Source organism: Pseudomonas sp. AC193 (genome assembly GCF_979258075.1).
Map to the genome: position 1 here is coordinate 4,176,244 of NZ_OZ409832.1, position 24,272 is coordinate 4,200,515.

Consider the following 24,272-nt stretch of genomic DNA (forward strand, 5'->3'; position numbering starts at 1 on the left):
ATCGTGCAAACCGGCAAAGCCTAACACATAAGGCCACGGTGGCCGAATGCGCCTGTCGCCACTCCTCACACCTGCTTTATGTAGGAGCTGCCGAAGGCTGCGATCTTTTGATTTTGTTTTTAAGATCAAAAGATCGCAGCCTTCGGCAGCTCCTACACGGGGAGGTATGGAGTTAACCGCGCGGGTGGTGTTTGGCGTGCAGCTCTTGCAGACGGGCGCGGGCGACGTGGGTGTAGATTTGTGTGGTGGAGAGGTCGCTGTGGCCGAGCAGCATCTGCACCACGCGCAAATCCGCGCCATGGTTGAGCAGGTGCGTGGCGAACGCATGGCGCAACGTATGCGGCGACAACGACTTGCCAATCCCCGCGACCTTGGCCTGATGCTTGATGCGGTGCCAGAACGTCTGCCGGGTCATCTGCTCGCCGCGCTGACTGGGGAACAGCACATCGCTGGGCCGCCCGCCGAGCAGTTCACCGCGCCCATCGCGCATGTAGCGCTCGACCCAGACAATCGCTTCCTCGCCCATCGGCACCAGCCGCTCCTTACTGCCCTTGCCCATCACCCGCAACACGCCCTGACGCAGATTGACCTGTTCCAGCGTGAGGCTGATCAATTCGGTCACCCGCAGGCCGCAGGCATACAACACCTCAAGCATGGCGCGATCACGCTGACCGATGGCGTCGCTGAGATCCGGCGCCTTCAGCAGCGCTTCCACGTCAGCTTCCGACAACGACTTGGGCAACGGCCGACCCAGCTGCGGCATTTCGACACGTAACGTCGGGTCGACGGAAATCATCTTCTCGCGCAGCAAGTAGCGATAAAAGCCACGCACCCCGGAGAGAAATCTCGCCGTCGAGCGCGGTTTGTAGTTTTGCTCAAGGCGCCAGGCCAGATGATCGAGGATCAATTCGCGCCCGGCATTGATCAGCTCGAGATTTTTCTCCTGCACCCAGCCGTTTAACAACGCCAGGTCACTGCGATAGGCGTCACGGGTGTTGTCGGACAGGCCTTTCTCCAGCCATAAAGCGTCGAGGAATTGATCAATCAGCGGGTGGTCAATGGCAGCCATGGGCACTCTGCACGCACAGGCAAAAGCGCTGTACGCAAATAGAAAATGAACAGTAATAATGCGCGCTAGTCTTTCACAGCGCGCCATTTCAAGGAACAGGGAGCTTCAATGAACGAGCAGCAAATCCTATTGGCATTCGGTGGCATCGGTGTCGCCGCATTGGGTTGCCAATGGCTGGCATGGCGCCTGAAGCTGCCGGCGATTCTGTTTCTGCTGGTGACGGGGATTTTGGTCGGGCCGGTGTTGGGCCTGCTCGATCCACAGGAAATGTTCGGCCCTTTACTGATGCCGCTGGTATCGCTGGCGGTGGCGCTGATTCTGTTCGAGGGCAGCCTGACGCTGCACCTGTCGGAATGGAAGGAAATCGGCAGCGTCGTGCATCGTCTGGTGACCATCGGTGCGCTGTCGACCTGGGTCGTCATCGCCGTCGCCACGCACTATCTGCTTGGTTTCGACTGGATGCTGGCCATCCTCTTCGGCAGCCTGACGCTGGTCACCGGCCCGACGGTGATTGTGCCGATGCTGCGCGTGGTGCGGCCGAAATCTTCCATCGCCAACATTCTGCGCTGGGAAGGCATCGTCATCGACCCGATCGGCGCCCTCCTCGCCGTTGTGGTTTACAGCTTCATTATTGCCAGCGCTGAAGGGCATGGGCTCAAACAGAGTCTGTTTACGTTTGGCGGGGTAATTCTGTGTGGCGCGGTGTTCGGCGTTGTCGGTGGCTGGCTGCTGGGTACAGTGATTCGCCGGCAATGGCTGCCGGAGTATTTGCATAACCTTGCGTCGCTGGCGGCGGTGCTGGGGATTTTCATTGCCTCCAACGAGGTGATGCACGAGTCCGGTCTGCTGGCGGTGACGCTGATGGGCATGTGGCTGGCGAACATGAAAGGCGTGGATGTGCGGCACATTCTGCACTTCAAGGAAAACCTCAGCGTGCTGCTGATTTCCGGGTTGTTCATTTTGCTCGCGGCGCGTCTGGATTTGTACGCGTTGATGGGCCTCGGGCCGTTGGTGCTGATTCTGTTGGTGGTGATTCAGTTCATCGCCCGACCGCTGAACGTGCTGCTCAGTACCGCCGGTTCGAGCCTGAGCTGGCGCGAGCGTGCGCTGCTGTGCTGGATCGCGCCGCGCGGGATTGTCGCGGCGGCAGTGTCGGCGATTTTTGCGATTCGTCTGCACGAGGCCGGGCATGAAGGGGCGCTGCTGCTGGTGCCGCTGACGTTCGCGGTGATCATCGGCACGGTGGTGCTGCAAAGCGCGACGGCGCGCCCGTTGGCACGTTTGCTTAAGGTGGCCGAACCGGCGCCGAGCGGCTTCCTGATCGTCGGTGCCAATGGCCCGGCACGCGAGCTGGCCAAGTCGCTGCAGCAATTGGGCAGCCGGGTATTGCTGACCGATTCAAGCTGGGAAAACATTCGTGCGGCGCGCATGGAAGGTTTGCCGACGTACTTCGGCAATCCGGCCTCGCAGCATGCTGATGCGCATCTGGATCTGGTCGGGCTGGGGCATTTGCTGGCGCTGTCGCCGTCGGGTGAGCTGAATACCTTGGCGGCGATGCGTTTCCGTCATGACTTCGGGCATCAGCGCTTGTTTGGCTTGGCGAGTGGTCAGGAAAGCCGTCGCAGTGACAAGCACCGGGCGAGTCTTGAGCATCGTGGCAATCAGTTGGGCAGCGAAGCGTTTACCTACGCGAAGCTGGCCAGTCAGATTGGCCAAGGGGCGGAGTTGTACAGCACGACGTTGACGGATGGCTTCAGTTGGGATGATTACCGGGCGCTGCATGGTAATCGCGCGACGTTGCTGTTTATGCGCGATGACAGCGGCTGGGTGCATGTGGTGACGCCGGAGACTGTCGTGAAGCCGGGGTCGGGGTGGACGTTGTTGGCGTTGATTCAGCCTGAGAGCAGCGGCGCCTGATCTGACGCCTTCGCGAGCAAGCCCGCTCCCACAGTGATCGGAGTGAACACAACAATTGTGTCCGGCACAGAACCTGTGGGAGCGGGCTTGCTCGCGAAGGGCGCGACTCGATTCCGGATCAGACCGCAAAACCCGGCAGCACCGGCACCGGGCGCTTATCGTCATCAATCGCGACAAAGCTGAACTGCCCATGAATCGCCTTCTCTCGACCATCACAGCTCATGCTTTCAACAAACACTTCCACCTCAACCTTGAGGCTGGTGTTGCCGACCTTGATCACCTTGCCCACTAACTCAACGATCGAGCCCGCCGGGATCGCGTGGTTGAAGTCGATGCGGTCGGTGGACACGGTCACCAGCGGCAAGCGGCAGAAGCGTGTGGCGGTGATGAACGAGACTTCGTCCATCCACGCCAGCGCCGTGCCGCCGAACAGGGTGTTGTGGTGATTGGTGGTCGGCGGGAAGACGGCTTTGGTGACGCGGGTCACCGAGAGTTCGGTGCGGCGTTCGATTTCCTGGTCGCGGGTGGTCATGTCGGGCAGCTCGTAAACAGTGGATTGCGGATCGAAAGCAAGATCAAAAGATCGCAGCCTTCGGCAGCTCCTACAGAGGATCGGTGAAATTCGGGCAACAAAAAAGCAGCCCGTAGGCTGCTTTTTTCTGCATCGGAAGCTGGACTTAAGCCAGTTTTTCCTTGATGCGAGCTGCTTTACCCGACAGGTCGCGCAGGTAGTACAGCTTGGCTTTACGTACGTCACCGCGACGTTTAACAGCCATGCTGTCGATCTGCGGGGAGTAGGTCTGGAAAGTACGTTCTACGCCAACACCGTTGGAGATTTTACGAACGGTGAACGCACTGTTCACGCCGCGGTTACGCTTGGCGATTACAACGCCTTCGAACGCTTGCAGACGGGAACGATCGCCTTCCTTCACTTTCACCTGAACGACAATAGTGTCGCCTGGGGCGAAGGTAGGGATTTCTTTGGTCATCTGCTCTGCTTCGAGTGCAAGGATGATTTTGTTGGTCATGCTGTGCTCCTAAGGTAAATCGTTCGATCTACCATCGATACGTTGTTAACTATCGTCCCGCTCGCGGATGTATTCCTCGAGCAGCTTCTTCTCTTCTCCAGAAAGCGAGCGGCTTTCCAGAAGATCGACGCGTCGTTCATAGGTCCTACCAAGGGACTGCTGTAAACGCCAACGCCGGATATGCGCGTGATTGCCACTTAGCAACACGTCGGGAACACGCTGATCCGCATACACCTCAGGTCGGGTGTAGTGCGGGCAATCCAGCAGACCATCCGTAAAGGAATCTTCCTCGGCGGAGTCCGCATGCCCTAAAGCTCCAGGCAGCAGTCGTGTAACCGCATCGATCATGACCATTGCCGGCAGCTCGCCGCCAGACAATACATAGTCACCAATCGACCACTCTTCATCGACATGAGCATCAATAAAACGCTCGTCAATGCCTTCATAGCGGCCGGCAATCAGGATCAATGCATCCGATTGTGCCAACTCGCGTACCGCCGACTGAGTCAGTTGACGGCCTTGGGGGGACAGGTAAATAACCTTCGCCGCCTCCCCGGCTGCTGCCTTGGCCTGAACCAGAGCATCTTCCAGGGGCTTGATCTTCATCACCATGCCCGGACCACCGCCAAACGGGCGATCGTCCACAGTGTGATGCCGATCCGTCGTGTAATCCCGCGGGTTCCAACAGGTCAGCTGCAAGAGCCCCTGTTTGACCGCTCGACTGGTGATGCCGTAGTCGCCGATGGCGGAAAACATCTCGGGAAACAAACTGATCACTTCTACGCGCAATTTAGCCACGCTTAGAAGTCCGCATCCCAATCCACCTTCATCTCGCCCGCTGCCAGATCAACTGCCAACACACACTGCGCCGTATAGGGCAGCAAGCGTTCACGATCATCCAGGCTGCCAGCGCAAGGCTTGACTACCATTACATCATTGGCGCCGGTTTCCAGAAGATGATCGACTTTACCGAGCATTTGCCCCAGTTGATCGATGACCTTCAGACCTTCCAGCTGGTACCAGTAGTACTCGCCGTCGGTCAATTCAGGGAACAGGTTGCGCGGCACGCAGATCTCATAACCGGCCAGAAGACGAGCTTCTTCACGATCATCAAGACCCTTGAGCTTTGCGACCAGGAACTTATCGCTCCCGCGTCCACTGACCAGCTCGACCTGTTTGACATTGCCTTCGCGCTTGAGCGTCCAGGTTTTGTACTGCAACAGGTTTTCAGTCGGATCAGTAAAGGAATAAACCTTCACTTCGCCGCGAACGCCATGAACAGAATAAATTTTGCCGATAACGATCAAATCATCAGCAACAGCTGGCGTCGCGTTCATATTGCTCAGGCCGCAGCCTTTGCAGAGTCCTTCAGCAACTGAGCAACACGCTCAGAAGGCTGTGCACCAACGCTCAGCCAGTAGGCAACGCGCTCTTGGTTCACGGACAGACGAACTTCCTGACCACGGGCAACAGGGTTGAAGAAACCAACCTGTTCTTTGTGGGAGCCGTCACGCGGGTTACGCGAGTCGGTTACGGTCAGGTGGTAAAACGGGCGCTTTTTGGAGCCGCCAAGGGCAAGACGGATTGTTAGCATGTGAACATCGTTCCTGTAGTCGGTGCTGCAAATCTAAATGCACAGCGGGCATGGGTGCCCGAAAGGCCGCATATTCTAAGGAATATCCGGACTTTTGCAAATGACTTTTTCCGGCGCCTATGGCATGCCGTGCAGATCTGCATATAGAGCCGTCGATAAAAACGGCCGGTCAGCTCCCGCCGTGTGCGGGTTTGCTGTTGATCCTGCGTCCTTGCAGGGTCTGCGCCGGTGCGACGACCGGCGCGGATTCTTTACATTTTGGGCATGCCGCCGCCGGGCAACATTCCGCCCATGCCGCGCATCATTTTCGCCATTCCGCCTTTCGCGGTGAATTTCTTCATCATCTTTTGCATCTGCTTGTGTTGCTTGATCAAGCGACCGATGTCCTGCACTTGAGTGCCGGATCCCATGGCGATACGGCGTTTGCGCGAACCGCTGATCAGCTCAGGGTCGCGGCGCTCGGCCGGGGTCATGGAGTTGATGATGGCTTCCATCTGTTTGAATTGTTTCTCTGCGGCGTTCTGGGCATTGCCCATTTGCGACAGGTTGACGCCGCCGATGCTCGGCAGTTTGTCCATGAGGCCGCCGAGGCCGCCCATGTTTTTCATCTGTTGCAGCTGATCGCGGAAGTCTTCGAGGTCGAAGCCCTTGCCCTTCTTCAGCTTCTTGGCCAGTTTGTCGGCCTTGTCTTTGTCGAGGGTCGCTTCGGCCTGTTCGATCAGGCTGAGCACGTCGCCCATGCCGAGAATGCGCGAGGCGATACGCTCAGGGTGGAACGGATCGAGCGCTTCGCTCTTCTCGCCCATACCGATGAACTTGATCGGCTTGCCGGTGATGGCGCGAACCGACAGCGCAGCACCGCCACGGGCATCGCCGTCGACCTTGGTCAGGATCACACCGGTCAGCGGCAGCGCATCACCGAAGGCCTTGGCCGTGTTGGCCGCATCCTGACCGGTCATGGCATCAACCACGAACAGGGTTTCGACCGGGTTGATCGCGGCGTGCAGCGCCTTGATCTCGCCCATCATCTCTTCGTCGATGTGCAGACGACCGGCGGTATCGACGATCACCACGTCGATGAATTTCAGTTTTGCTTCTTTAATAGCAGCTTGCGCGATGTCGACCGGCTTCTGGCTCAGGTCGGACGGGAAGAAGGTCACGCCCACTTCACCGGCGAGCATTTCCAGCTGCTTGATCGCCGCAGGACGATAAACGTCCGCCGACACGACCATGACCGACTTCTTCTTGCGCTCTTTCAGGAAGCGCGCCAGTTTGCCGGCGGTGGTGGTTTTACCGGCACCCTGCAAACCGGCCATCAGAATGACGGCGGGCGGCACGGCGCTCAGGTTCAAGTCTTCGTTGGCCGCGCCCATCAGGCTTTCGAGTTCGGCCTGGACGATCTTCACGAACGCCTGGCCCGGCGTCAGGCTACGCGACACCTCGGTGCCGACAGCGCGCTCCTTGACCGAATTGACGAAGTCCTTGACCACCGGCAGGGCGACGTCGGCTTCGAGCAACGCCATGCGCACTTCACGCAGGGTGTCTTTGATATTGTCTTCGGTCAGCTTGGCCTTGCCGGTGACATGGCGCAGCGTCTGCGAGAGACGGTCGGTTAAGTTTTCAAACATTGCGCGATCCTTTCAGGCCCTGTGTAGACCGGGATAATGGCGGCCCAGACCGGAATCAACATGTGCTCGGCGAGCCTGCGGCGTGGGCAGGTCGCGGATTATAGCGAAGACTGCGGCTGGCGGACACCTCGCCGTCAGCTTCCTGAGTCTTTCGTGCCATGGCGGTTCTATGCCAAACTCAGCCCCTTTCGGGCTTGCCTAACAGGATTTATGCTCCCCTTGTCACCCAGTTTGCTGACCACCCTCGCCGCCGCCCTTCTATACGCCGCTGCGACTCTCTATCAAGGCACGCGTCTGGCCGCCGGTGCCAAGGCGAACAAGCGCCTGCTGGTTACGCTCGGCGTGTTCGCCGTGGTGGCCCAGTTCGCCAGCCTGTTCACGCATTTGCTGACGCCGATTGGCCTGGGCCTGGACTTTTTCAGCGCCTCCAGCCTGATCTCGGCGGCGGTGATCGCCCTGACCTTGATCGCCTGCTCACGGATTCCGGTGGAGAACCTGCTGGTGCTGCTGTTCCCGCTCGGCGCGGTCACGGTGTTGCTGGCGCAGTTCGCACCGACCGGCACCGTGCAGATCATCGACGAAGAGCCGGGCATCCTCGCGCACATTCTATTGTCGCTGCTGGCCTACGGCATGTTCACCATCGCGGTGTTCCAGGCCTTGCTGGTGCTGGTGCAAGACCACCAGCTCAAGCACAAACACCCGTCCGGACTGATCAAGAACTTCCCGCCACTGCAAACCATGGAAAGCCTGTTGTTCGGTTTCCTCTGGGCCGGCTGGACGCTGTTGTCGCTGTCGCTGATCTCCGGCTGGCTGTTCGTCGAGAACCTGTTTGCCCAGCATCTGGTACACAAAACCTTGCTGGCGTGTCTGGCCTGGATCGTGTTCAGCGTGCTGCTGTGGGGCCGCAACCGTCTCGGCTGGCGCGGTCACAAGGCGATTCGCTGGACTCTCGCCGGTTTCTGCCTGCTGATGTTGGCGTATTTCGGCAGCAAACTGGTTCGTGAATACATCCTGCACATCTGACGGGCGGCATAAATGGACGGTTTGCCCATAGGGCCGATGCTCGCGGTATTTGTCCTGCTGATTTTATGGTCAGGGCTGTTTACCGCCGTCGAAATCGCGCAGCAGCATCTGCTCGCGCAACGCACCGCCTCGCGCGCCAGCGATAAACCGCTGGCGAAGCTGAGCTTCCCGCTCGACAGCCTGATCCTCTGCAACACCTTGTGCCGTGCGCTCGCGGTGGTCATCGCGACGTTGCTGGCGATTTTCCTCTGCGAAGAAAACGGCCCGTGGGCAGCGTGCCTGAGTGCCGGTGCGGTGTTGCTGGTGTTCGCTGATTATTTCCCACGCACCCTCGCCCAGCGTTATCCGGATGCCGTGCTGGCCTTCGGCAATTCGTTGTTGGCGGTTCCGCTGAAGATTGTTTACCCACTGGCGTGGCTGTTCAGCCGTGTCAGCGTTTTGCTGATCCGCCCGTTCACGCGCAAGCCGCAAGTGGTGCAGCAGAGCGACGACGACGCGCCCGGCGATCGACGTGATGACCCCGAGCATCCTGTTCACGCACACCCTGTTTCGGGAATTCATGCGCTGGACAACATCACCGTCAACGACATTCTGGTGCCGCGCAGTGACGTCGACGGCATCAACCTCGACGATTCGATTGAAGCGATCATCGAGCAACTGCGCCAGAACAAGCGCACGCGCCTGCCGATGTTCCACAGCGACATCAATCAGGTTGAAGCGGTGCTCAATACCCGCCAGATCAGGCATCTGCTGAGCAACGGCGATCTGACGCTCGAAGCGTTGCTGGCGGCGAGTTACGAGCCGTACTTCGTCCCGGAAAGTACGCCGCTGCAACTGCAGCTGCTGAACTTCCACAAGCAGCAGCGGCGCCTGGGCATGGTCGTCGACGAGTACGGCGAAGTGCTCGGCATTGTGACGCTGGAAGATATTCTTGAAGAGATCGTCGGCGAGTTCGAGAGCGAGCACAGCCTGGAGAACCCGCACATTCATCCGCAGACTGACGGGCGGATGGTGATTGATGGCACCGCTTCGATTCGCGAATTGAACAAGTGCCTGGGCTGGCATTTGCCGAGTGATGGGCCGAAAACGCTGAACGGGTTGGTGACTGAGGCGCTGGAGACGATTCCCGAGAGTTCGGTTTGCTTGAAGATCGGGCGCTATCGACTGGAGATTCTTGAGACTGAGGAGAATCGGGTGAGCAAGGTGTTGATCTGGCATACCTCGTCTGTGCCTGCTTTGGTGCCTGTCCGATAGAAGATCAGAAGATCAAAAGATCGCAGCCTTCGGCAGCTCCTACATTGGAATGCGTTCCAAATGTTCCAAATGTTCCAAATGCCCCAAATGTTCCAAATGTTCCAAATGTTCCAAATGTTCCAAATGTAGGAGCTGCCGAAGGCTGCGATCTTTTGCTCTTGTTCAATTGTTAGCCCCCTTCCTATAATCAAATCCGCTTACCCAAGCGTTGCCAAACCGCGTGCTTACCCCGCACCAGACCGGTTTCGGCCATTTCCGCTGTACTCCGGCGACTGTTCCTACCTGAAACAGCGACCGCGCCTCATCCCACATCCCTGGGTGTTCGACCATAATAATTCGCTCCAACGGAGCTCATGACTGTCAGGGATCACCGCATGACGACCAGTACCGCTTTCAGCGACACCGCGCCTGCCCAACCGACCAACTCCGCCACCCGCGTGGCGACGGCGAGTTTTATCGGCACCGCGATCGAGTTCTACGACTTCTATGTTTACGCCACGGCGGCTGCGCTGGTGATTGGGCCGGTGTTCTTTCCGCAGACGTCCGGCACGGCGCAGATGCTTTCGGCGTTTCTTACTTTTGGCATCGCTTTTCTGGCCCGACCGTTGGGCTCGGCGCTGTTCGGCCATTTCGGTGACCGTATCGGGCGTAAATCGACGCTGGTCGCATCTCTGCTATTGATGGGCGTGTGTACGACGCTGATCGGCGTGCTGCCGGGTTACGCCACGATTGGCGCGTGGGCGCCGATTCTGTTGTGTGTGCTGCGCTTTGGTCAGGGCCTGGGATTGGGCGGTGAATGGGGCGGTGCTGCGTTGCTCGCCACGGAAAACGCGCCGAAAGGTAAACGCGCGTGGTTCGGTATGTTTCCGCAACTCGGCCCGTCGATTGGTTTTCTCGCGGCCAACGGTTTGTTTTTGACCCTGGCCATGACCCTCGATGACGAGCAATTCCGCAGCTGGGGCTGGCGCATTCCGTTCCTGCTCAGTGCAGTGTTGGTGATGGTGGGCCTGTATGTGCGCCTGAAACTCCACGAAACCCCGGTCTTCGCCAACGCCATCGCACGTCAGGAACGAGTGAAAGTGCCGCTGGTTGAACTGTTCAGCCAGTACTGGGCACCGACCTTGTTGGGCGCGGCGGCGATGGTGGTCTGCTATGCGCTGTTCTATATCTCGACGGTGTTTTCCCTCAGCTATGGAGTTTCCACGCTGGGTTATAGCCGCGAGACATTCTTGGGATTGCTGTGCTTTGCCGTACTGTTCATGGCGGCTGCGACGCCATTGTCGGCTTGGGCCAGCGATCGTTATGGGCGTAAACCGGTGCTGATCATCGGTGGCGTGCTGGCGATTCTGTCCGGGTTCTTGATGGAGCCGTTACTGACGCAGGGTTCGACCTGGGGCGTGGCGCTGTTTCTGTGCATCGAGCTGTTTTTGATGGGCGTGACGTTTGCACCAATGGGCGCACTGTTGCCGGAGCTGTTTCCGACCCACGTGCGTTATACCGGTGCTTCGGCGGCGTATAACCTGGGTGGGATTGTCGGGGCCTCGGCGGCGCCGTTCTTTGCGCAGAAACTGGTGGCGATGGGTGGTTTGAGCTATGTCGGCGGGTATGTGTCGGGGGCGGCGGTGCTGAGTTTGATTGCGGTGCTGTGGCTGAAAGAAACGCGGGATAATGATCTGAATCGGATGGCCTGACAGAAGATAAAAGCTTCGCGAGCAAGCCCGCTCCACATTAGGTCTGTGGCATACACAAAACCAATGTGGGAGCGAGCCTGCTCGCGAATGCCGCGACCCGGTTTAGAGTTCTACGACAACAGCCTGAGCAGCACGGGTCGCCTTGGCACGCGCAGCCTCGATCGACTCATCCCGCGCCAGCGCCACGCCCATACGGCGCTGGCCATTCACTTCTGGCTTGCCGAACAAACGCAACGCCGTGTCCGGCTCGCTCAACGCCGCACCCAGATTGGCGAACGCTGTCTGGGTCGACTGCCCTTCCACCAGAATCACCGCCGAAGCCGAAGGCCCGAACTGACGGATCAACGGCACCGGCAGGCCCAGAATCGCGCGAGCGTGCAAAGCGAACTGCGACAGATCCTGCGAAATCAGCGTCACCAGACCGGTGTCGTGCGGGCGTGGCGAGACTTCGCTGAACCATACCTGATCACCTTTGATGAACAGCTCAACGCCGAACAGGCCACGGCCACCCAGCGCCTCAGTCACGGCTTTGGCAACACGCTCGGATTCAGCCAGGGCAATCGGGCTCATGGCTTGTGGCTGCCACGATTCCTGGTAGTCGCCCTTCTCCTGACGGTGGCCGACCGGCGCGCAGAACGTGGTGCCGCCGATGTGGCGAACGGTCAGCAGAGTGATTTCGTAGTCGAAATCGATAAAGCCTTCAATGATCACCCGACCTTTGCCGGCGCGACCGCCCTCTTGCGCGTAATCCCAGGCTTTCTGCACGTCATCAGTGCTGCGCAGCAGGCTTTGGCCTTTGCCCGACGAGCTCATCACCGGTTTGACCACGCATGGAAAACCGAGGTCTTCGACAGCTTTGCTGTAGTCCTCGAAGGTGTCTGCAAAATGATACGGCGAGGTCGGCAGATCCAGCTCTTCAGCGGCCAGACGACGGATGCCTTCGCGGTTCATGGTCAGTTGCGCAGCGCGCGCGGTCGGGATCACGGTGAAGCCTTCGGCTTCCAGTTCAACCAGGGTGGCGGTGGCGATGGCTTCGATTTCCGGCACGATGAAGTGCGGCTTCTCGGCTTCGATCACCGCGCGCAGGGCGGCGCCGTCGAGCATGTTGATCACGTGGCTGCGATGGGCGACTTGCATGGCCGGCGCGTTGGCGTAGCGGTCAACGGCGATCACTTCAACGCCCAGGCGTTGCAGCTCGATCACCACTTCCTTGCCCAACTCACCACAGCCACACAGCAATACGCGGGTCGCGGTTGGCGACAACGGAGTTCCGATACGGGTCATCTCAGGTCGTCAAAGCAGCGGATCATCGAGGAAAGCGACGCCAGACGCGCTTTCCATGGGGAGAAAGCGCGGCATTTTACATGAACCCGAGGGTTTGGCTTCAGCTGGCGACGGCCTGTTTGCGATCGCGCCAGGCCATGATCAGCCAGACGACGGTTACACCGGCGAATTTCGACAGCAGCGCGGTGATGATCACCGGTGGCGTCATGGCGTCGATCATGCCGAAAAAGATAAAGGTATCGAGGGGAATGCTCAGCGCCGAGCTGATCCACAAGCGGTCGCGCAACGGACGTTTGGTGATGCTGAACACCAGCCAGTCGATGATCTCGGAGACCGCGAATGCCGTGGCGCTGGCCAGCGCGATGGAAGGGTCGGAGGTGACGTAAGACAGCACCAGCGCCGCCAGCATCGCCGCGATCGCACCGTGGCCGAAACGGATTTGCACCATGTCGCGCAGCACGAACACCAGACCGCCCCAGGCCGACCAGATGATGTCCAGGTGCGGAGCGGTGGAGAAGGCGAAGTTAATCAGCACGACGCTGCTGATGTAGGCGATGAGGAAAATCATGGGGGCGACCTGGCAGATTGGCGCACAGATTACTTGAGGGTTGGTTTTGCGCCAATAAGAAGTGGTGAATGTACCGCCGCCTTCGCGAGCAAGCCCGCTCCCACAGGGGAGTGCATTCCAATGTGGGAGCGGGCTTGCTCGCGAAAGCGTTGGCTCAGGAGCCCGATGTCCCGGGGATCATCCACACCAACCCACTCGCCTTCGCCCGCTCATGACACAACCCCAGCACCACCCGGCGCTCGTCATTGTTCATGCGGCTCCAGCGGGTAATCTCTTCCACCGTACGCTGGCACCCGGTGCACACATCATCCTCATCCAGCGCACAAATATTCACGCATGGCGAGGCAACCGGTCTTTCTGGCGTGTTCATTCTTCCTGCTCAACCAGATCACGCGCATAACGCTGGGAGTTATGTACATAGTGCGCGGCGCTGGCTTCAAGCATCTTCTTCTGCGGCTCGGTCAGCTCACGCACAACCTTGCCCGGCGAGCCCATCACCAGCGAACCATCCGGAATTTCCTTGCCTTCACCAATCAGCGAGTTGGCGCCAATGATGCAGTTCTTGCCGATCTTCGCGCCGTTGAGAATCACCGCGTTGATACCGATCAGGCTGTAATCGCCAACGGTGCAGCCATGCAGCATGGCGTTGTGGCCAATGGTCACGCCGGTGCCGATGGTCAGCGGATAGCCCATGTCGGTGTGCATCACGGTGCCGTCCTGCACGTTACTGTTCTTGCCGATCAGGATCAGTTCGTTGTCGCCACGTAGCACAGCGTTGAACCAGACGTTGGCGCCCTCTTCCAGTTTGACCTTGCCTACCAGCACGGCATTGGGGGCGACCCAGCTCTGCGGGTGGGTCTCGACACGGGCGTCGCCCAGGCGGTATTTCATCTTGTTTTCCTCAGGGCTCACGGTGATGGCCATTCGAACGATGGCTTAGGTGTTAATAAAGCTTTTAGGCGGAGTATGCAGACTGATCTTGGCGTCATAGAGCAGATTGATCAACTCGACGATCATGATCGCGGTCAGGCCCCAGATCTTGAAATCGCCGTAGCGATAGCTCGGCACGTACCAACTGCGACCTTGATAGTCGATGCGATGGGTGTGTTCGCGGGGGTCTTTGCGGAAGAATTCCAGCGGCACGCTGAAAACCGCGGCGATCTCGGCATCGTTGGGCTGATACTCGACGAAATCGGGGATTACGCCGACATAAGGCGTGACCTTGATGCCGTGCAGGGAGATCAGCGGGCTGAGCGGGCCGATGACTTCGACCAGTCCCGGCGGCAGGCCGATCTCTTCCTCTGCTTCGCGCAGGGCGGTGAAGATCAGATCCGGGTCTTCGGGATCGCGGCGTCCACCGGGGAAAGCCACTTCGCCGCCATGGGTCGAGAGCCCGCTGGCGCGCAGGGTCAGCACCAGTTCCGGTTGGTCACTGCGGGTGATCGGCACCAGAACGGCGGCCTCGGGGAAACGTTTGTCAGTCTCCAGCGTGCGCGGTGTGTGGTTGCTTACCCTATGCAGTAGCTCGTCCAGCATGAGTGTTCTCGATCGGTGCCTTACCCTGCATCATGCACCAATCATTGCAGCCGCCCAAGCCCCCGAATCTCGCCATGTCGCGAAACGACAACTTGCCGACCGACACCGCTGCACGCCAAGATAGGCGCAGCATTCAGGAAGCCCAGCATGAAATTTTGCAGCCACTGCGGTAACCCGGTCACCCAGCGCATTCCCGAAGGCGATTCGCGGCGGCGATTTGTCTGTGACAGCTGTCAGACCATTCACTACCAAAACCCCAATATCGTCGCCGGTTGCGTGCCGACCTGGGGCACGAAAGTGCTGCTGTGCCGCCGCGCCATCGAGCCGCGCCTCGGTTACTGGACGTTGCCTGCCGGGTTCATGGAAAACGGTGAGACCATCGAACAGGCCGCCGTGCGCGAAACCGCCGAAGAAGCCTGCGCCCGCGTGCGTAATCTGAGCATCTATACGCTGATCGACGTGCCGCACATCAGTCAGGTGCATGTGTTCTTCCGCGCCGAACTGGTTGATCTGGATTTTGCTGCCGGCCCCGAGAGCCTTGAAGTGCAACTATTCGACGAAGCCGACATTCCATGGGACGAGCTGGCTTTCAGGACGGTGGGTCGTACCTTAGAATGCTTCTTCGCTGATCGGCGGGTTGAGGTGTATCCGGTTCGTTCGGAATCGATTCCGCCGTTGGTGCAGCCGGTCATTGTCGGTTAGAAGATCAAAAGATCGCAGCCTGCGGCAGCTCCTACACAACACTTATCTGCGTCACTCCTTGGGGAATCGTTTCAATGCGCTGGTTGCTTGCCCTGTTCTGCCTGTCGTTCGTTAGCGTCTCCCAAGCGTCCTTCGTGACCACCGTGACGCCGGCGAATACCCCGCTTATCGAAAAAGTCCTGGTACTCAAATCGGCGCATCAACTGCAGTTGATCGCCGACGGCAAGCCGCTGAAGACCTATCGCATCTCCCTGGGCAAGGGCGCGAAAAAGGTCCGAAACTGATTGAAGGCGACAAGCGCACGCCGGAAGGTTTCTATTGGATCGACTGGCGCAAGACCAGCGACAAATTCAACCTGTCGATGCACATTTCCTACCCGAACATCAGCGACTCAGCCCGCGCCCGTCGTGAAGGCGTCGAGCCTGGCGGCATGATCATGATCCACGGCACGCCGGATTCCGAAGAAACCCCGGAAGACCTGTTCCACACGCTGGACTGGACGGACGGCTGCGTCGCCATGCGCAATGTGGATATGCGTGAAGTGTGGAGCCTGGTGCCGGACGGCACGATGGTCGAAATCCGCCCTTAACGATCAACCACTGGTCACCTGCAAAAAAAATAAATCAAAAGATCGCAGCCTGCGGCAGCGCCTACAGAGGTGATACCACTTCCCACTGTAGGAGCTGCCGCAGGCTGCGATCTTTTGCTTTCAAGCCTCCACCTCTAATACCACTTCAGACCACCAGATCTCAAAGCCCCGATATTAGCGGGCTACAGGCCATTTCACTGCGTTGACATGGTATTCAAGTGGTATTAGCTTTCGTCCGACAACCGAATCAAAACAATCCTACATCGGTGCCGGAAACGAACTACATGAATGACCTCCAGGCCTTACGCCCCGACGACACTCAACCGACACCGTTGTACTTGCAACTGGCGCGCAACCTTGAAGCCGCCATCCATTCAGGGCAGTGGAAGTCCGAGCAAGCGATGCCCTCGGAACGCAATCTCAGCGAGTTGCTCGGCATCTCCCGCGTCACCGCGCGCAAAGCCCTCGAAGTCCTCGTTGATCAAGGGCTGATCCGTCGCCTGCAAGGTTCCGGCACGTTCATCACCCCGCGCTTGGAGCAACCGCTGTCGCGTCTGTCGGGCTTCAGCGAAATGCTGCGCCTCAAGGGGTTCGTACCCAGTTCGAAATGGCTGGAGCGCGAAATAACCCTGCCGACCCACGAAGAACTGATCCGCCTCAGCCTGTCGCCGAACGACAAGGTCGCGCGCATGAAGCGTCTGCGCAAAGCCGATGACACAGTTATGGCCATCGAGATGAGCACCCTGCCCGCCTCGATCATGCCCAAGCCGCAACTGGTCGGCGATTCGCTCTACGAATACCTCGACGGCATCGGCAAACCGATCGTCCGCGCCTTGCAGCACATTCAGGCAATCAACGCCTCGGACGAATTCGCCGCGCTGGTCGGCATCGCCCCCGGCACCGCGATGCTGCTGATGACCCGGGTCGGCTACCTCGAAGACAACACACCGATCGAAGTCACCGACACCTATTGCCGCAACGACTACTACGACTTTGTTGCAGAGCTTCGCCGTTAAGCGCAGCCATAAGCGAGAACCGAAATGTCCGAAGACAACATCCTCACCGCCAGCGGCTGGATTCGCGGCCGGCTGATCCACGAACACGGCAAAGTCGTGTCGATCGAAGGCGTGCCTTGCGATCCAGCGAGCAATGACCTGCCGTATCTGCTGCCCGGTTTCATCGATCTGCACGTCCACGGCGGTGGCGGCAAAGACATCATGGAAGGCGCCAGCGCTTTCGAGACCATCACCAAAACCCACGTGCGTTTCGGCACCACCTCGCTGCTGGCCACCACCATGACCGCGCCGAGTGCCGAGATCTCCAGCGTGTTAAAGGAAGTCGGAGAATTCTGCGAACAGCGTCCGAAAGGTGCTGCACGAGTGCTCGGCGTCCACCTCGAAGGCCCGTACATCAATCCCGGCAAACTCGGTGCACAACCGAACTTCGCCCACACCGCGTTGATGGCCGAAGTCGAAGAATATCTGGCACTGGCGCCGATCCGCGTGATCACCATCGCCCCGGAAATCGCCGGTCACGACGGCTTGATCCGCGAACTCAGCAGCCGGGGCGTGCGCATGCAGATCGGCCACACCCTCGGCAGTTACGAGGAAGGCGTTGCTGCAATGGAGGCTGGCGCAACCAGTTTCACCCACCTCTACAACGCCATGAGCCCGCTGCATCACCGCGAGCCGGGGATCGTTGGCGCGGCACTGGCACACGCCAAATTCGCCGAACTGATTCCGGATTTGCTCCACGTGCATCCCGGCGCCATTCGTGTGGCCCTGCGCTCGATCCCTTGCCTGTATTGCGTCACCGATTCGACCGCTGCCGCCGGCATGCCCGACGGTGAATACAAGCTCGGCAGCCACACCGTGACCAAATGCCTGGGCGGCGTGCGCCTGCCCGATGGCACGTTGGCCGGCAGCACGCTGACCATGGATCAGGCCCTGCGCAACCTGGTGAAGATCGGTTTGCCGATCGCCGAAGCCTCGCAACGTCTTTCGCAATTCCCCGCCGACTACCTCGGCATCACCGAACGCGGGCGCCTTGCACCAGGTGCCTGGGCCGACTGCGTGCGGCTCGATCGCTCACTCACACTGACCGCCGTCATGGTCGAAGGAGAAGACATTGACTTCAAAAATGCTTGAGGAGGCGCTGTCCTCGTTCGAGGCCGTGCAAGCCCAACTGCAACAGCTCGACCCGCAAATGATCGAGATCGCCGGACGCCTGCGCCGTCAGCCGCCGCAAGTGGCGATGACCGTTGCGCGCGGCAGCTCCGACCACGCGGCGAGCTACTTCGCCTACCTGACCATGCAGCAACTGGGTGTGCCGGTGGCGTCGTTGCCGATGTCAGTGGTGACCATGCAGCAAGCGCCGTTGAAGGTCAGCGGTCAGGTCGCGTTCGCCTTTTCGCAATCGGGGCAGAGTCCGGATCTGGTCAACAGCCTGCGTCTGTTGCGCAAACGTGGCGCGCTGAGCGTGTCGATGGTCAACGCCGCCGATTCGCCACTGGAAGCTGCGTGTGAGTTCAGCGTGCCACTGCTCGCCGGGACTGAAAGCAGCGTCGCCGCGACCAAGAGTTTTATCGCCACCCTCAGCGCCAGCGCCCGGTTGATCGCGCACTGGAAAGAGGACAGCGAATTGCTCGAGGCCGGTAACGCCCTGCCTGAAGGTTTGCGCGAAGCGGCAAAACAGGACTGGAGCGTGGCCATCGAAGCGTTGCGCGATTGCGAGCGTTTGATGGTGATTGGCCGTGGTGCCGGTTTCGCCATCGCTCAGGAAGCGGCGCTGAAATTCAAGGAAACCTCGGCGATTCAGGCCGAAGCGTTCAGCAGCGCCGAAGTGCGTCACGGCCCGATGGCGTTGATCGACGAACATTATCCGTTGCTGGTTTTCGCACCGCGCGGTGCTGAACAGGCTGGCTTGTTGAGCCTGGCGGCAGAAATGCGCCAACGCGGCGCTCGTGTGTTGCTGGCCGCGCCGGATGACGTGAGCGAACGCGACCTGACACTGACCCGCGCCGAGCACCCAGCGCTCGATCCGATTCTGGCGATCCAGAGTTTCTACGTGATGGCGGCAGGTTTGGCCGTGGCCCGTGGCATGGATCCGGATCAGCCGCGCCACCTGAGCAAAGTAACCCGCACGCACTGACACCCGTTGATCGATGCACAACCCTATCGGCGGACGCAAAACCGCCGATCGATGCACAACCCTGTCGGCGGACGCAAAACCGCCGATTGATGCACAACCCTGTCGGCGGACGCTAAACCGCTGATTGATGCACAACCCCTGTAGGAGCTGCCGAAGGCTGCGATCTTTTGATTTTGATTCACAGAAAACAAGATCAAAAGATCGCAGCCTTCGGCAGCTCCTACAAGGGCCAGCGAAATTACTGATGAGACCGAGCCATGCACAACAACAATAAAGAGCTGACCCTCAGCGCCCCGCTCAGCGGCCCGGTGCTCACGCTCGCCAAAGTCCCGGACGCGGTGTTCGCCAGCGGCGCGATGGGTGACGGCATCGCCATCGACCCGATCAACGACACGCTGTACTCGCCGTGCGCCGGGGTAATCATCCACGTCGCGCGCACCGGCCACGCTCTCACCGTACGTGCCGACAACGGCGCGGAAATCCTCCTGCATCTAGGCCTCGACACCGTTGAGTTGAACGGCGAGGGTTTCTCGATGCTGGTCAAGGAAGGTGTTCGCGTAACCAAGGGTCAGCCGTTGTTGCGCTACGACCTCGACAAGGTCGGCCAGCAATGCAAAAGCCTCGTCAGCCTGTTGATCCTTACCAACAGTCAGGATTTCCAGGTACGCCCGATCACCCTCAAAGCGGTGAAAGTCGGCGAACCATTGCTGCACATTTTGGCGCGTAACGGTTCGGCAGCGAGCGCCGAAGTCGTCGGCGGGCCGGAGGTTCAGGGTCATGTGTTGGTGGCGCATCGCGGCGGTTTGCATGCGCGCCCGGCAGCGCTGATTCGGCAGACCGCGCAAGGTTTCAAAAGCCAGTCGCAACTGCACTTCGCCGGTAAATCGGCGCCGTGCAACAGCCTGATCGGTTTGATGGGCCTGGCGGTTGGCGAACAGGATGAAGTGCAAGTCAGCTGTCAGGGGCCGGATGCTGAAGCGGCGCTGCAAGCGTTGCTCACGGCATTGGCCACGGCGCTGCCGGATGATCATCACGCGGCGGCACCGGTCAGTGTTGCCCCTCTTAAACGCCCGGCCGAGGCTGGCGTGTTGCACGGGGTTTGCGCTGCGCCGGGATTCGTCGGTGGGCCGCTGTTTCGCTTGAACGCGATCAGTTTGCCGGTGGACGCGGGCAATCACGATCCGCTGCAACAACAGCAAGTGCTTGAAGCTGCACTGCAACACGTCAGCAGCGAAATCGACGGCACTCTCGCTCAAGCGAAAAAGCACAAGAATGCCGATGAAGAAGCAATCTTCGCCGCGCATTTGGCGTTGCTGGAAGACCCGGCGCTGCTCGACGCGGCACAGCAATCCATCGAACAAGGCACTGCGGCGACTCACGCCTGGAGCCAGTCGATCGATGTGCAGTGCGAAGTCCTGCAGCACACCGGCAGCGCGCTGCTGGCTGAGCGCGCCAACGATCTTCGCGATCTCAAACAACGCGTGCTGCGTGCGTTGCTCGGTGAGGCGTGGAATTACGATGTGCCGGCCGGTGCCATTGTTGCCGCACATGAACTGACGCCTTCGGATCTGCTGCAACTCAGCGCCCAAGGTGTCGCCGGGTTGTGCATGGCCGAGGGTGGCGCGACTTCGCACGTGGCGATTCTCGCTCGCGGCAAAGGTCTGCCTTGCATGGTGGCGTTGGGGTCGGTACTGCTTGATCAGCCGCAAGGTCAATCGGTGGTGCTCGATGCTGACGGTGGACGTCTGGAACTGACGCCAAACGCTGAACGTTTGGCTGAAGTTCAGCAGGCGCAAATCGATCGTCAGCAACGTCGCGATGCTCAACAGGCAAAAGCTCATCTGCCGGCCGAAACCCGTAATGGCGTGCACATCGAAGTCGTCGCCAATGTTGCCTCGAGCGCTGAAGCGGCAGACGCCTTCGCCAACGGCGCCGATGGCGTCGGTCTGCTGCGCACAGAGTTTCTCTTCGTCGATCGGCAGACCGCGCCGGATGTCGAAGAACAGCGCTGCGCCTACCAAGCTGTGATCGATGCGATGGGCGATAAGTCAGTCATCATCCGCACCATCGACGTCGGCGGCGACAAGCAACTCGATTACCTGCCGCTGCCGATCGAAGCCAACCCGGTGCTCGGTCTGCGCGGCATTCGTCTGGCTCAGGCCCGCCCGGAAATCCTCGATCAGCAACTGCGCGCGCTGCTGCAAGTCAGCCCGCTGCGTCGCTGCCGAATCCTGTTGCCAATGGTTACCGAAGTCGACGAACTGCTGCACATTCGCCAGCGCGTAGAAGCGCTGTGCCTGGAGATGAACATCGCTCAGCGTCCAGAAATCGGCGTAATGATCGAAGTCCCCGCCGCCGCATTACAGGCCGAACAACTCGCCGAACACGCTGACTTCCTCTCCATCGGCACCAACGATTTGTCGCAATACACCCTGGCCATGGATCGCGATCACGCCGGTCTGGCCGCCCGCGTCGACGCCCTGCACCCGGCGCTGCTGCGCCTGGTCGCCATGACCTGCGAAGGCGCGGCGGTGCACAAGCGTTGGGTCGGCGTCTGCGGCGCCCTCGCCTCTGATCCGCTGGCGACGCCGGTGTTGATTGGTCTGGGCGTTACCGAATTGTCGGTCAGCCCGGTGCAGATCGGTGAAATCAAGGATCGCGTGCGCCAGGTGCACGAAGCCGAATGCCAGCGCCTCAGTCGCGACCTGCTCAAGTTGAGCAGTGCCGCCGCCGTGCGCCATGCCTGTCATCAACATTGGCCACTGCGCTAACAAAAACAACAAGGACAAACGCCATGTACCAACTCTTTATCGAAGGCCTGCAACGCCTCGGCCGCGCGCTGATGCTGCCCATCGCGATCCTGCCGATTGCCGGCCTGCTCCTGCGTCTGGGTGACACTGACCTGCTGAACATCGCGATCATCCACGATGCCGGCCAAGTGATCTTCGCCAACCTGGCAATGATCTTCGCCATCGGCATCGCCGTCGGTTTCGCCAAGGACAACAACGGCACCGCCGGCCTCGCCGGGGTGATCGGTTACCTGGTGATGATCTCCACGCTGAAGGTGCTCGATGCGAGCATCAACATGGGCATGCTCGCCGGCATCGTCGCCGGCCTGATGGCTGGCGCGCTGTACAACCGCTTCAAGGACATCAAGCTGCCGGAGTATCTGGCGTTCTTCGGTGGCCGGCGGTTTGTGCCGATTGTTACCGGGTTTGCAGCGGTCGGTCTGGGCGTGGTGTTCGGCTACATCTGGCCGCCGATCCAGCACGGCATCAACGCCTTCGGCGCCTTGATGATGGAAAGCGGCAGCATCGGCGCGTTCGTGTTTGGCGTGTTCAACCGCCTGCTAATCGTCACCGGCCTGCACCACATCCTCAACAACATGGCGTGGTTCGTGTTCGGCAACTTCACCGACCCGACTACCGGCGCATTGGTGACTGGCGACCTGTCGCGCTACTTCGCCGGCGATCCGAAGGGCGGCCAGTTCATGACCGGCATGTTCCCGATGATGATCTTCGGCCTGCCGGCAGCGTGTCTGGCGATGTACCGCAATGCGCTGCCGGAACGCCGCAAAGTCATGGGCGGGATTTTCCTGTCGATGGCGCTGACCTCGTTTTTGACCGGGGTGACTGAACCGATTGAATTCGCTTTCATGTTTTTGGCGCCGTTGTTGTTTCTGCTGCATGCGTTGCTGACCGGGTTGTCGATGGCGATTACCAATGCGTTGAACATCCACTTGGGCTTCACCTTCTCCGGCGGCTTTATCGACATGATTCTCGGCTGGGGCAAGTCCACCAATGGTTGGCTGGTGTTCCCGGTTGGGTTGGCTTACGCGGTGATCTACTACTTCGTCTTCGACTTCTGCATTCGTCGCTTCAATCTGAAAACGCCGGGGCGTGAGGAGGTCGCTGTCAGTGAAAAAGCCGTACTGACTGAAAACGAGCGCGCCAGTGCATACATCAAGGCGTTGGGCGGCGCTGAAAATCTGCTGACGGTTGGCGCCTGCACCACGCGGCTGCGGCTGGAGATGGTTGATCGCAACAGGGCTTCGGATGCTGATCTGAAAGCGCTGGGTGCGATGGCGGTTGTGCGACCGGGTAAAGGTGGCAGTTTGCAGGTGGTTGTCGGGCCGATGGCGGACAGCATTGCGGATGAGATTCGACTGGCGATGCCTTCTCTCGGACGTGCAGTTTTGGTTGAAACCGCTGTTGTTCATGAGCCGAAAGTTATGGCCGTTGCCGGTTCCGAGGCGCAGCAATGGCTGAATGCATTGGGCGGTGGCGACAATGTGCTGCAACTGGATTGCATTGCGATGACACGGATTCGCCTGCAATTGGCGGATGGCAAGGCGTTGTCCGAGGCGCAGTTGAAGGATCTGGGTTGTCACGGTGTCAGCCAGTTGGATGGCGGGGTCTGGCATTTGCTGGTGGGGGATAAAGCAGCGAGTTTGAGCGGGGCACTCGAAAGCCTGGTCAACCGCAGCGAAGTCAGCGCCAAAGTCTGACCCCACACATCACCCCTGTAGGAGCTGCCGCAGGCTGCGATCTTTTGATTTTGCTTTTTTACAATCATAAGCAAGAGCAAAAGATCGCAGCCTCGTTTCACTCGACAGCTCCTACAGGGAAGCTATCAATCCGAAGAATCAGGCCGTCATCGCTGGCAAGCCAGGCTCCCACAGGTTCTTCACTGTTCTCAAAATTGTGCACGACCTTGTGGGAGCCAGCCTGCTGGCGATGAACGATGACGCGGTCGTCAGGTTTGTGGATCGACTCGATCCAGTGCGCGGTTTACTGCGAGTTCGGCGAGCATGATGATTTGCTGGATGGCCAGTGCCGTGCTGCGTTGCAAGCCGCCTAGCTCGGTTGCGAAGTTGCTGGCCATGGCGTTCGCTGAGGCCAACGATTCACAAGCGTGGGCGAGCAGGCTTTCGGTGTCGACGCTGGGGTGGACGAGGAACATGGTGCTCGGCTGTCGGGGTTTGGCGGGTTCGGGGCTGAGGTAGAAATCGAGGGCGCGTTTGATGGCTTCGCGGTTTTTTGCCAAGTCTTCGGCGCGGATGGCGGCTTCGAGTGGGGTGGTGGTTTCGGGGGGTGGATCGGGGATCAGTTTGTCCATCGAACAAGTCCTTTAAGTTTGCAGCCACTTGCTCCCGATCTCACTCGAAGAAGAGGTGGCAGCCATGTACGGAGTGAGATCACCGATAGAACCCCGAAACCGGCCGAACCGAAGTCCGCCC

General features: G+C 59.6%; 23 protein-coding genes and 1 pseudogene. 11 read left to right on the top strand and 13 right to left on the bottom strand.

Annotation, left to right across the window (positions count from 1 at the left end):
• Nucleotides 1-172: 172 nt before the first annotated feature.
• Nucleotides 173-1,069, bottom strand: a complete 897-nt coding sequence (gene xerD, locus ACZZ0D_RS18915; RefSeq protein WP_463554001.1) for a site-specific tyrosine recombinase XerD — start codon at nt 1,067-1,069, stop codon at nt 173-175.
• Between the two features lie 108 nt (nt 1,070-1,177).
• Here xerD and ACZZ0D_RS18920 point away from each other — a divergent pair, with 108 nt between their 5' ends.
• Nucleotides 1,178-2,986, top strand: coding sequence for a cation:proton antiporter (locus ACZZ0D_RS18920; protein ID WP_463554002.1), 1,809 nt, complete (start codon nt 1,178-1,180; stop codon nt 2,984-2,986).
• A gap of 118 nt (nt 2,987-3,104) precedes the next feature.
• On the opposite strand, the gene ACZZ0D_RS18925 is transcribed toward ACZZ0D_RS18920, so the two are convergent.
• The 6 genes from ACZZ0D_RS18925 to ffh all read right to left on the bottom strand — a co-directional run bounded on the left by ACZZ0D_RS18925 (nt 3,105) and on the right by ffh (nt 7,236).
• Entirely contained in the window at nt 3,105-3,518 is a 414-nt protein-coding gene (locus ACZZ0D_RS18925) for an acyl-CoA thioesterase (protein WP_212549642.1), read from the bottom strand.
• Nucleotides 3,519-3,663: 145 nt separating this feature from the next.
• The gene (rplS, locus tag ACZZ0D_RS18930; RefSeq protein ID WP_003175895.1) at nt 3,664-4,014 is read right to left on the bottom strand and encodes a 50S ribosomal protein L19; all 351 of its coding nucleotides are present in this window, start codon (nt 4,012-4,014) and stop codon (nt 3,664-3,666) included.
• Nucleotides 4,015-4,059: 45 nt separating this feature from the next.
• Nucleotides 4,060-4,812: a tRNA (guanosine(37)-N1)-methyltransferase TrmD gene (gene trmD / locus ACZZ0D_RS18935; protein ID WP_159813841.1), complete on the bottom strand. Its 753-nt coding sequence runs from the start codon at nt 4,810-4,812 to the stop codon at nt 4,060-4,062.
• Nucleotides 4,813-4,814: 2 nt separating this feature from the next.
• Nucleotides 4,815-5,351 carry a ribosome maturation factor RimM gene (gene rimM, locus ACZZ0D_RS18940; protein ID WP_007908985.1) on the bottom strand — a complete coding sequence of 179 codons (537 nt, stop codon included), beginning with the start codon at nt 5,349-5,351 and terminating at the stop codon, nt 4,815-4,817.
• Nucleotides 5,352-5,356: 5 nt separating this feature from the next.
• Nucleotides 5,357-5,608: a 30S ribosomal protein S16 gene (gene rpsP, locus ACZZ0D_RS18945; protein WP_045059142.1), complete on the bottom strand. Its 252-nt coding sequence runs from the start codon at nt 5,606-5,608 to the stop codon at nt 5,357-5,359.
• 251 nt (nt 5,609-5,859) lie between these two features.
• Nucleotides 5,860-7,236: a signal recognition particle protein gene (gene ffh / locus ACZZ0D_RS18950; RefSeq protein ID WP_053117442.1), complete on the bottom strand. Its 1,377-nt coding sequence runs from the start codon at nt 7,234-7,236 to the stop codon at nt 5,860-5,862.
• Nucleotides 7,237-7,446: 210 nt separating this feature from the next.
• Here ffh and ACZZ0D_RS18955 point away from each other — a divergent pair, with 210 nt between their 5' ends.
• From ACZZ0D_RS18955 to ACZZ0D_RS18965, 3 genes are all read left to right on the top strand, one after another.
• Nucleotides 7,447-8,259 (top strand): cytochrome C assembly family protein, encoded by an 813-nt coding sequence (locus ACZZ0D_RS18955; protein ID WP_212543992.1) that lies wholly within the window; start codon nt 7,447-7,449, stop codon nt 8,257-8,259.
• A gap of 12 nt (nt 8,260-8,271) precedes the next feature.
• The gene (locus ACZZ0D_RS18960) at nt 8,272-9,513 is read left to right on the top strand and encodes a transporter associated domain-containing protein (RefSeq protein WP_463554003.1); all 1,242 of its coding nucleotides are present in this window, start codon (nt 8,272-8,274) and stop codon (nt 9,511-9,513) included.
• A 374-nt stretch (nt 9,514-9,887) separates the two neighbouring features.
• A complete protein-coding gene (locus ACZZ0D_RS18965; protein WP_463554004.1) occupies nt 9,888-11,204 on the top strand; it encodes an MFS transporter in 1,317 nt (438 codons plus the stop codon).
• A gap of 102 nt (nt 11,205-11,306) precedes the next feature.
• Here ACZZ0D_RS18965 and purT read toward each other — a convergent pair whose 3' ends face one another.
• The 5 genes from purT to ACZZ0D_RS18990 all read right to left on the bottom strand — a co-directional run bounded on the left by purT (nt 11,307) and on the right by ACZZ0D_RS18990 (nt 14,592).
• Complete coding sequence (gene purT, locus ACZZ0D_RS18970; protein WP_007908992.1) at nt 11,307-12,488, bottom strand: formate-dependent phosphoribosylglycinamide formyltransferase; 1,182 nt, start codon at nt 12,486-12,488, stop codon at nt 11,307-11,309.
• Between the two features lie 100 nt (nt 12,489-12,588).
• Nucleotides 12,589-13,056, bottom strand: coding sequence for a VUT family protein (locus ACZZ0D_RS18975; protein ID WP_053117431.1), 468 nt, complete (start codon nt 13,054-13,056; stop codon nt 12,589-12,591).
• Nucleotides 13,057-13,210: 154 nt separating this feature from the next.
• A complete protein-coding gene (locus ACZZ0D_RS18980; protein WP_463554005.1) occupies nt 13,211-13,426 on the bottom strand; it encodes a DUF1289 domain-containing protein in 216 nt (71 codons plus the stop codon).
• On the bottom strand, nt 13,423-13,947 hold the full coding sequence (locus tag ACZZ0D_RS18985; RefSeq protein WP_007954617.1) for a gamma carbonic anhydrase family protein: 525 nt from the start codon (nt 13,945-13,947) through the stop codon (nt 13,423-13,425). Before ACZZ0D_RS18985 ends, ACZZ0D_RS18980 begins: the two co-directional genes overlap by 4 nt.
• Nucleotides 13,948-13,992: 45 nt before the next feature.
• The gene (locus ACZZ0D_RS18990; RefSeq protein WP_053117428.1) at nt 13,993-14,592 is read right to left on the bottom strand and encodes a CoA pyrophosphatase; all 600 of its coding nucleotides are present in this window, start codon (nt 14,590-14,592) and stop codon (nt 13,993-13,995) included.
• Between the two features lie 147 nt (nt 14,593-14,739).
• Between ACZZ0D_RS18990 and ACZZ0D_RS18995 the strand changes: the two genes are divergently transcribed.
• The 7 genes and pseudogenes from ACZZ0D_RS18995 (at nt 14,740) to nagE (ending at nt 23,540) form a co-directional block, all read left to right on the top strand.
• Entirely contained in the window at nt 14,740-15,294 is a 555-nt protein-coding gene (locus tag ACZZ0D_RS18995; RefSeq protein WP_463554006.1) for an NUDIX hydrolase, read from the top strand.
• 74 nt (nt 15,295-15,368) lie between these two features.
• Nucleotides 15,369-15,883, top strand: a pseudogene (locus tag ACZZ0D_RS19000) (L,D-transpeptidase family protein).
• A gap of 284 nt (nt 15,884-16,167) precedes the next feature.
• Complete coding sequence (locus ACZZ0D_RS19005; protein ID WP_463554007.1) at nt 16,168-16,899, top strand: GntR family transcriptional regulator; 732 nt, start codon at nt 16,168-16,170, stop codon at nt 16,897-16,899.
• Between the two features lie 24 nt (nt 16,900-16,923).
• A complete protein-coding gene (gene nagA / locus ACZZ0D_RS19010; RefSeq protein ID WP_008081654.1) occupies nt 16,924-18,030 on the top strand; it encodes an N-acetylglucosamine-6-phosphate deacetylase in 1,107 nt (368 codons plus the stop codon).
• Nucleotides 18,011-19,033: an SIS domain-containing protein gene (locus tag ACZZ0D_RS19015; RefSeq protein WP_110721222.1), complete on the top strand. Its 1,023-nt coding sequence runs from the start codon at nt 18,011-18,013 to the stop codon at nt 19,031-19,033. The genes nagA and ACZZ0D_RS19015 overlap by 20 nt, the downstream gene beginning before the upstream one ends.
• A gap of 257 nt (nt 19,034-19,290) precedes the next feature.
• Nucleotides 19,291-21,804 carry a phosphoenolpyruvate--protein phosphotransferase gene (gene ptsP / locus ACZZ0D_RS19020; protein WP_463554008.1) on the top strand — a complete coding sequence of 838 codons (2,514 nt, stop codon included), beginning with the start codon at nt 19,291-19,293 and terminating at the stop codon, nt 21,802-21,804.
• A gap of 23 nt (nt 21,805-21,827) precedes the next feature.
• Nucleotides 21,828-23,540: an N-acetylglucosamine-specific PTS transporter subunit IIBC gene (nagE, locus tag ACZZ0D_RS19025; RefSeq protein WP_463554009.1), complete on the top strand. Its 1,713-nt coding sequence runs from the start codon at nt 21,828-21,830 to the stop codon at nt 23,538-23,540.
• Between the two features lie 248 nt (nt 23,541-23,788).
• On the opposite strand, the gene ACZZ0D_RS19030 is transcribed toward nagE, so the two are convergent.
• On the bottom strand, nt 23,789-24,151 hold the full coding sequence (locus ACZZ0D_RS19030) for a DUF6124 family protein (RefSeq protein WP_053117409.1): 363 nt from the start codon (nt 24,149-24,151) through the stop codon (nt 23,789-23,791).
• Between the last annotated feature and the right edge of the window lie 121 nt (nt 24,152-24,272).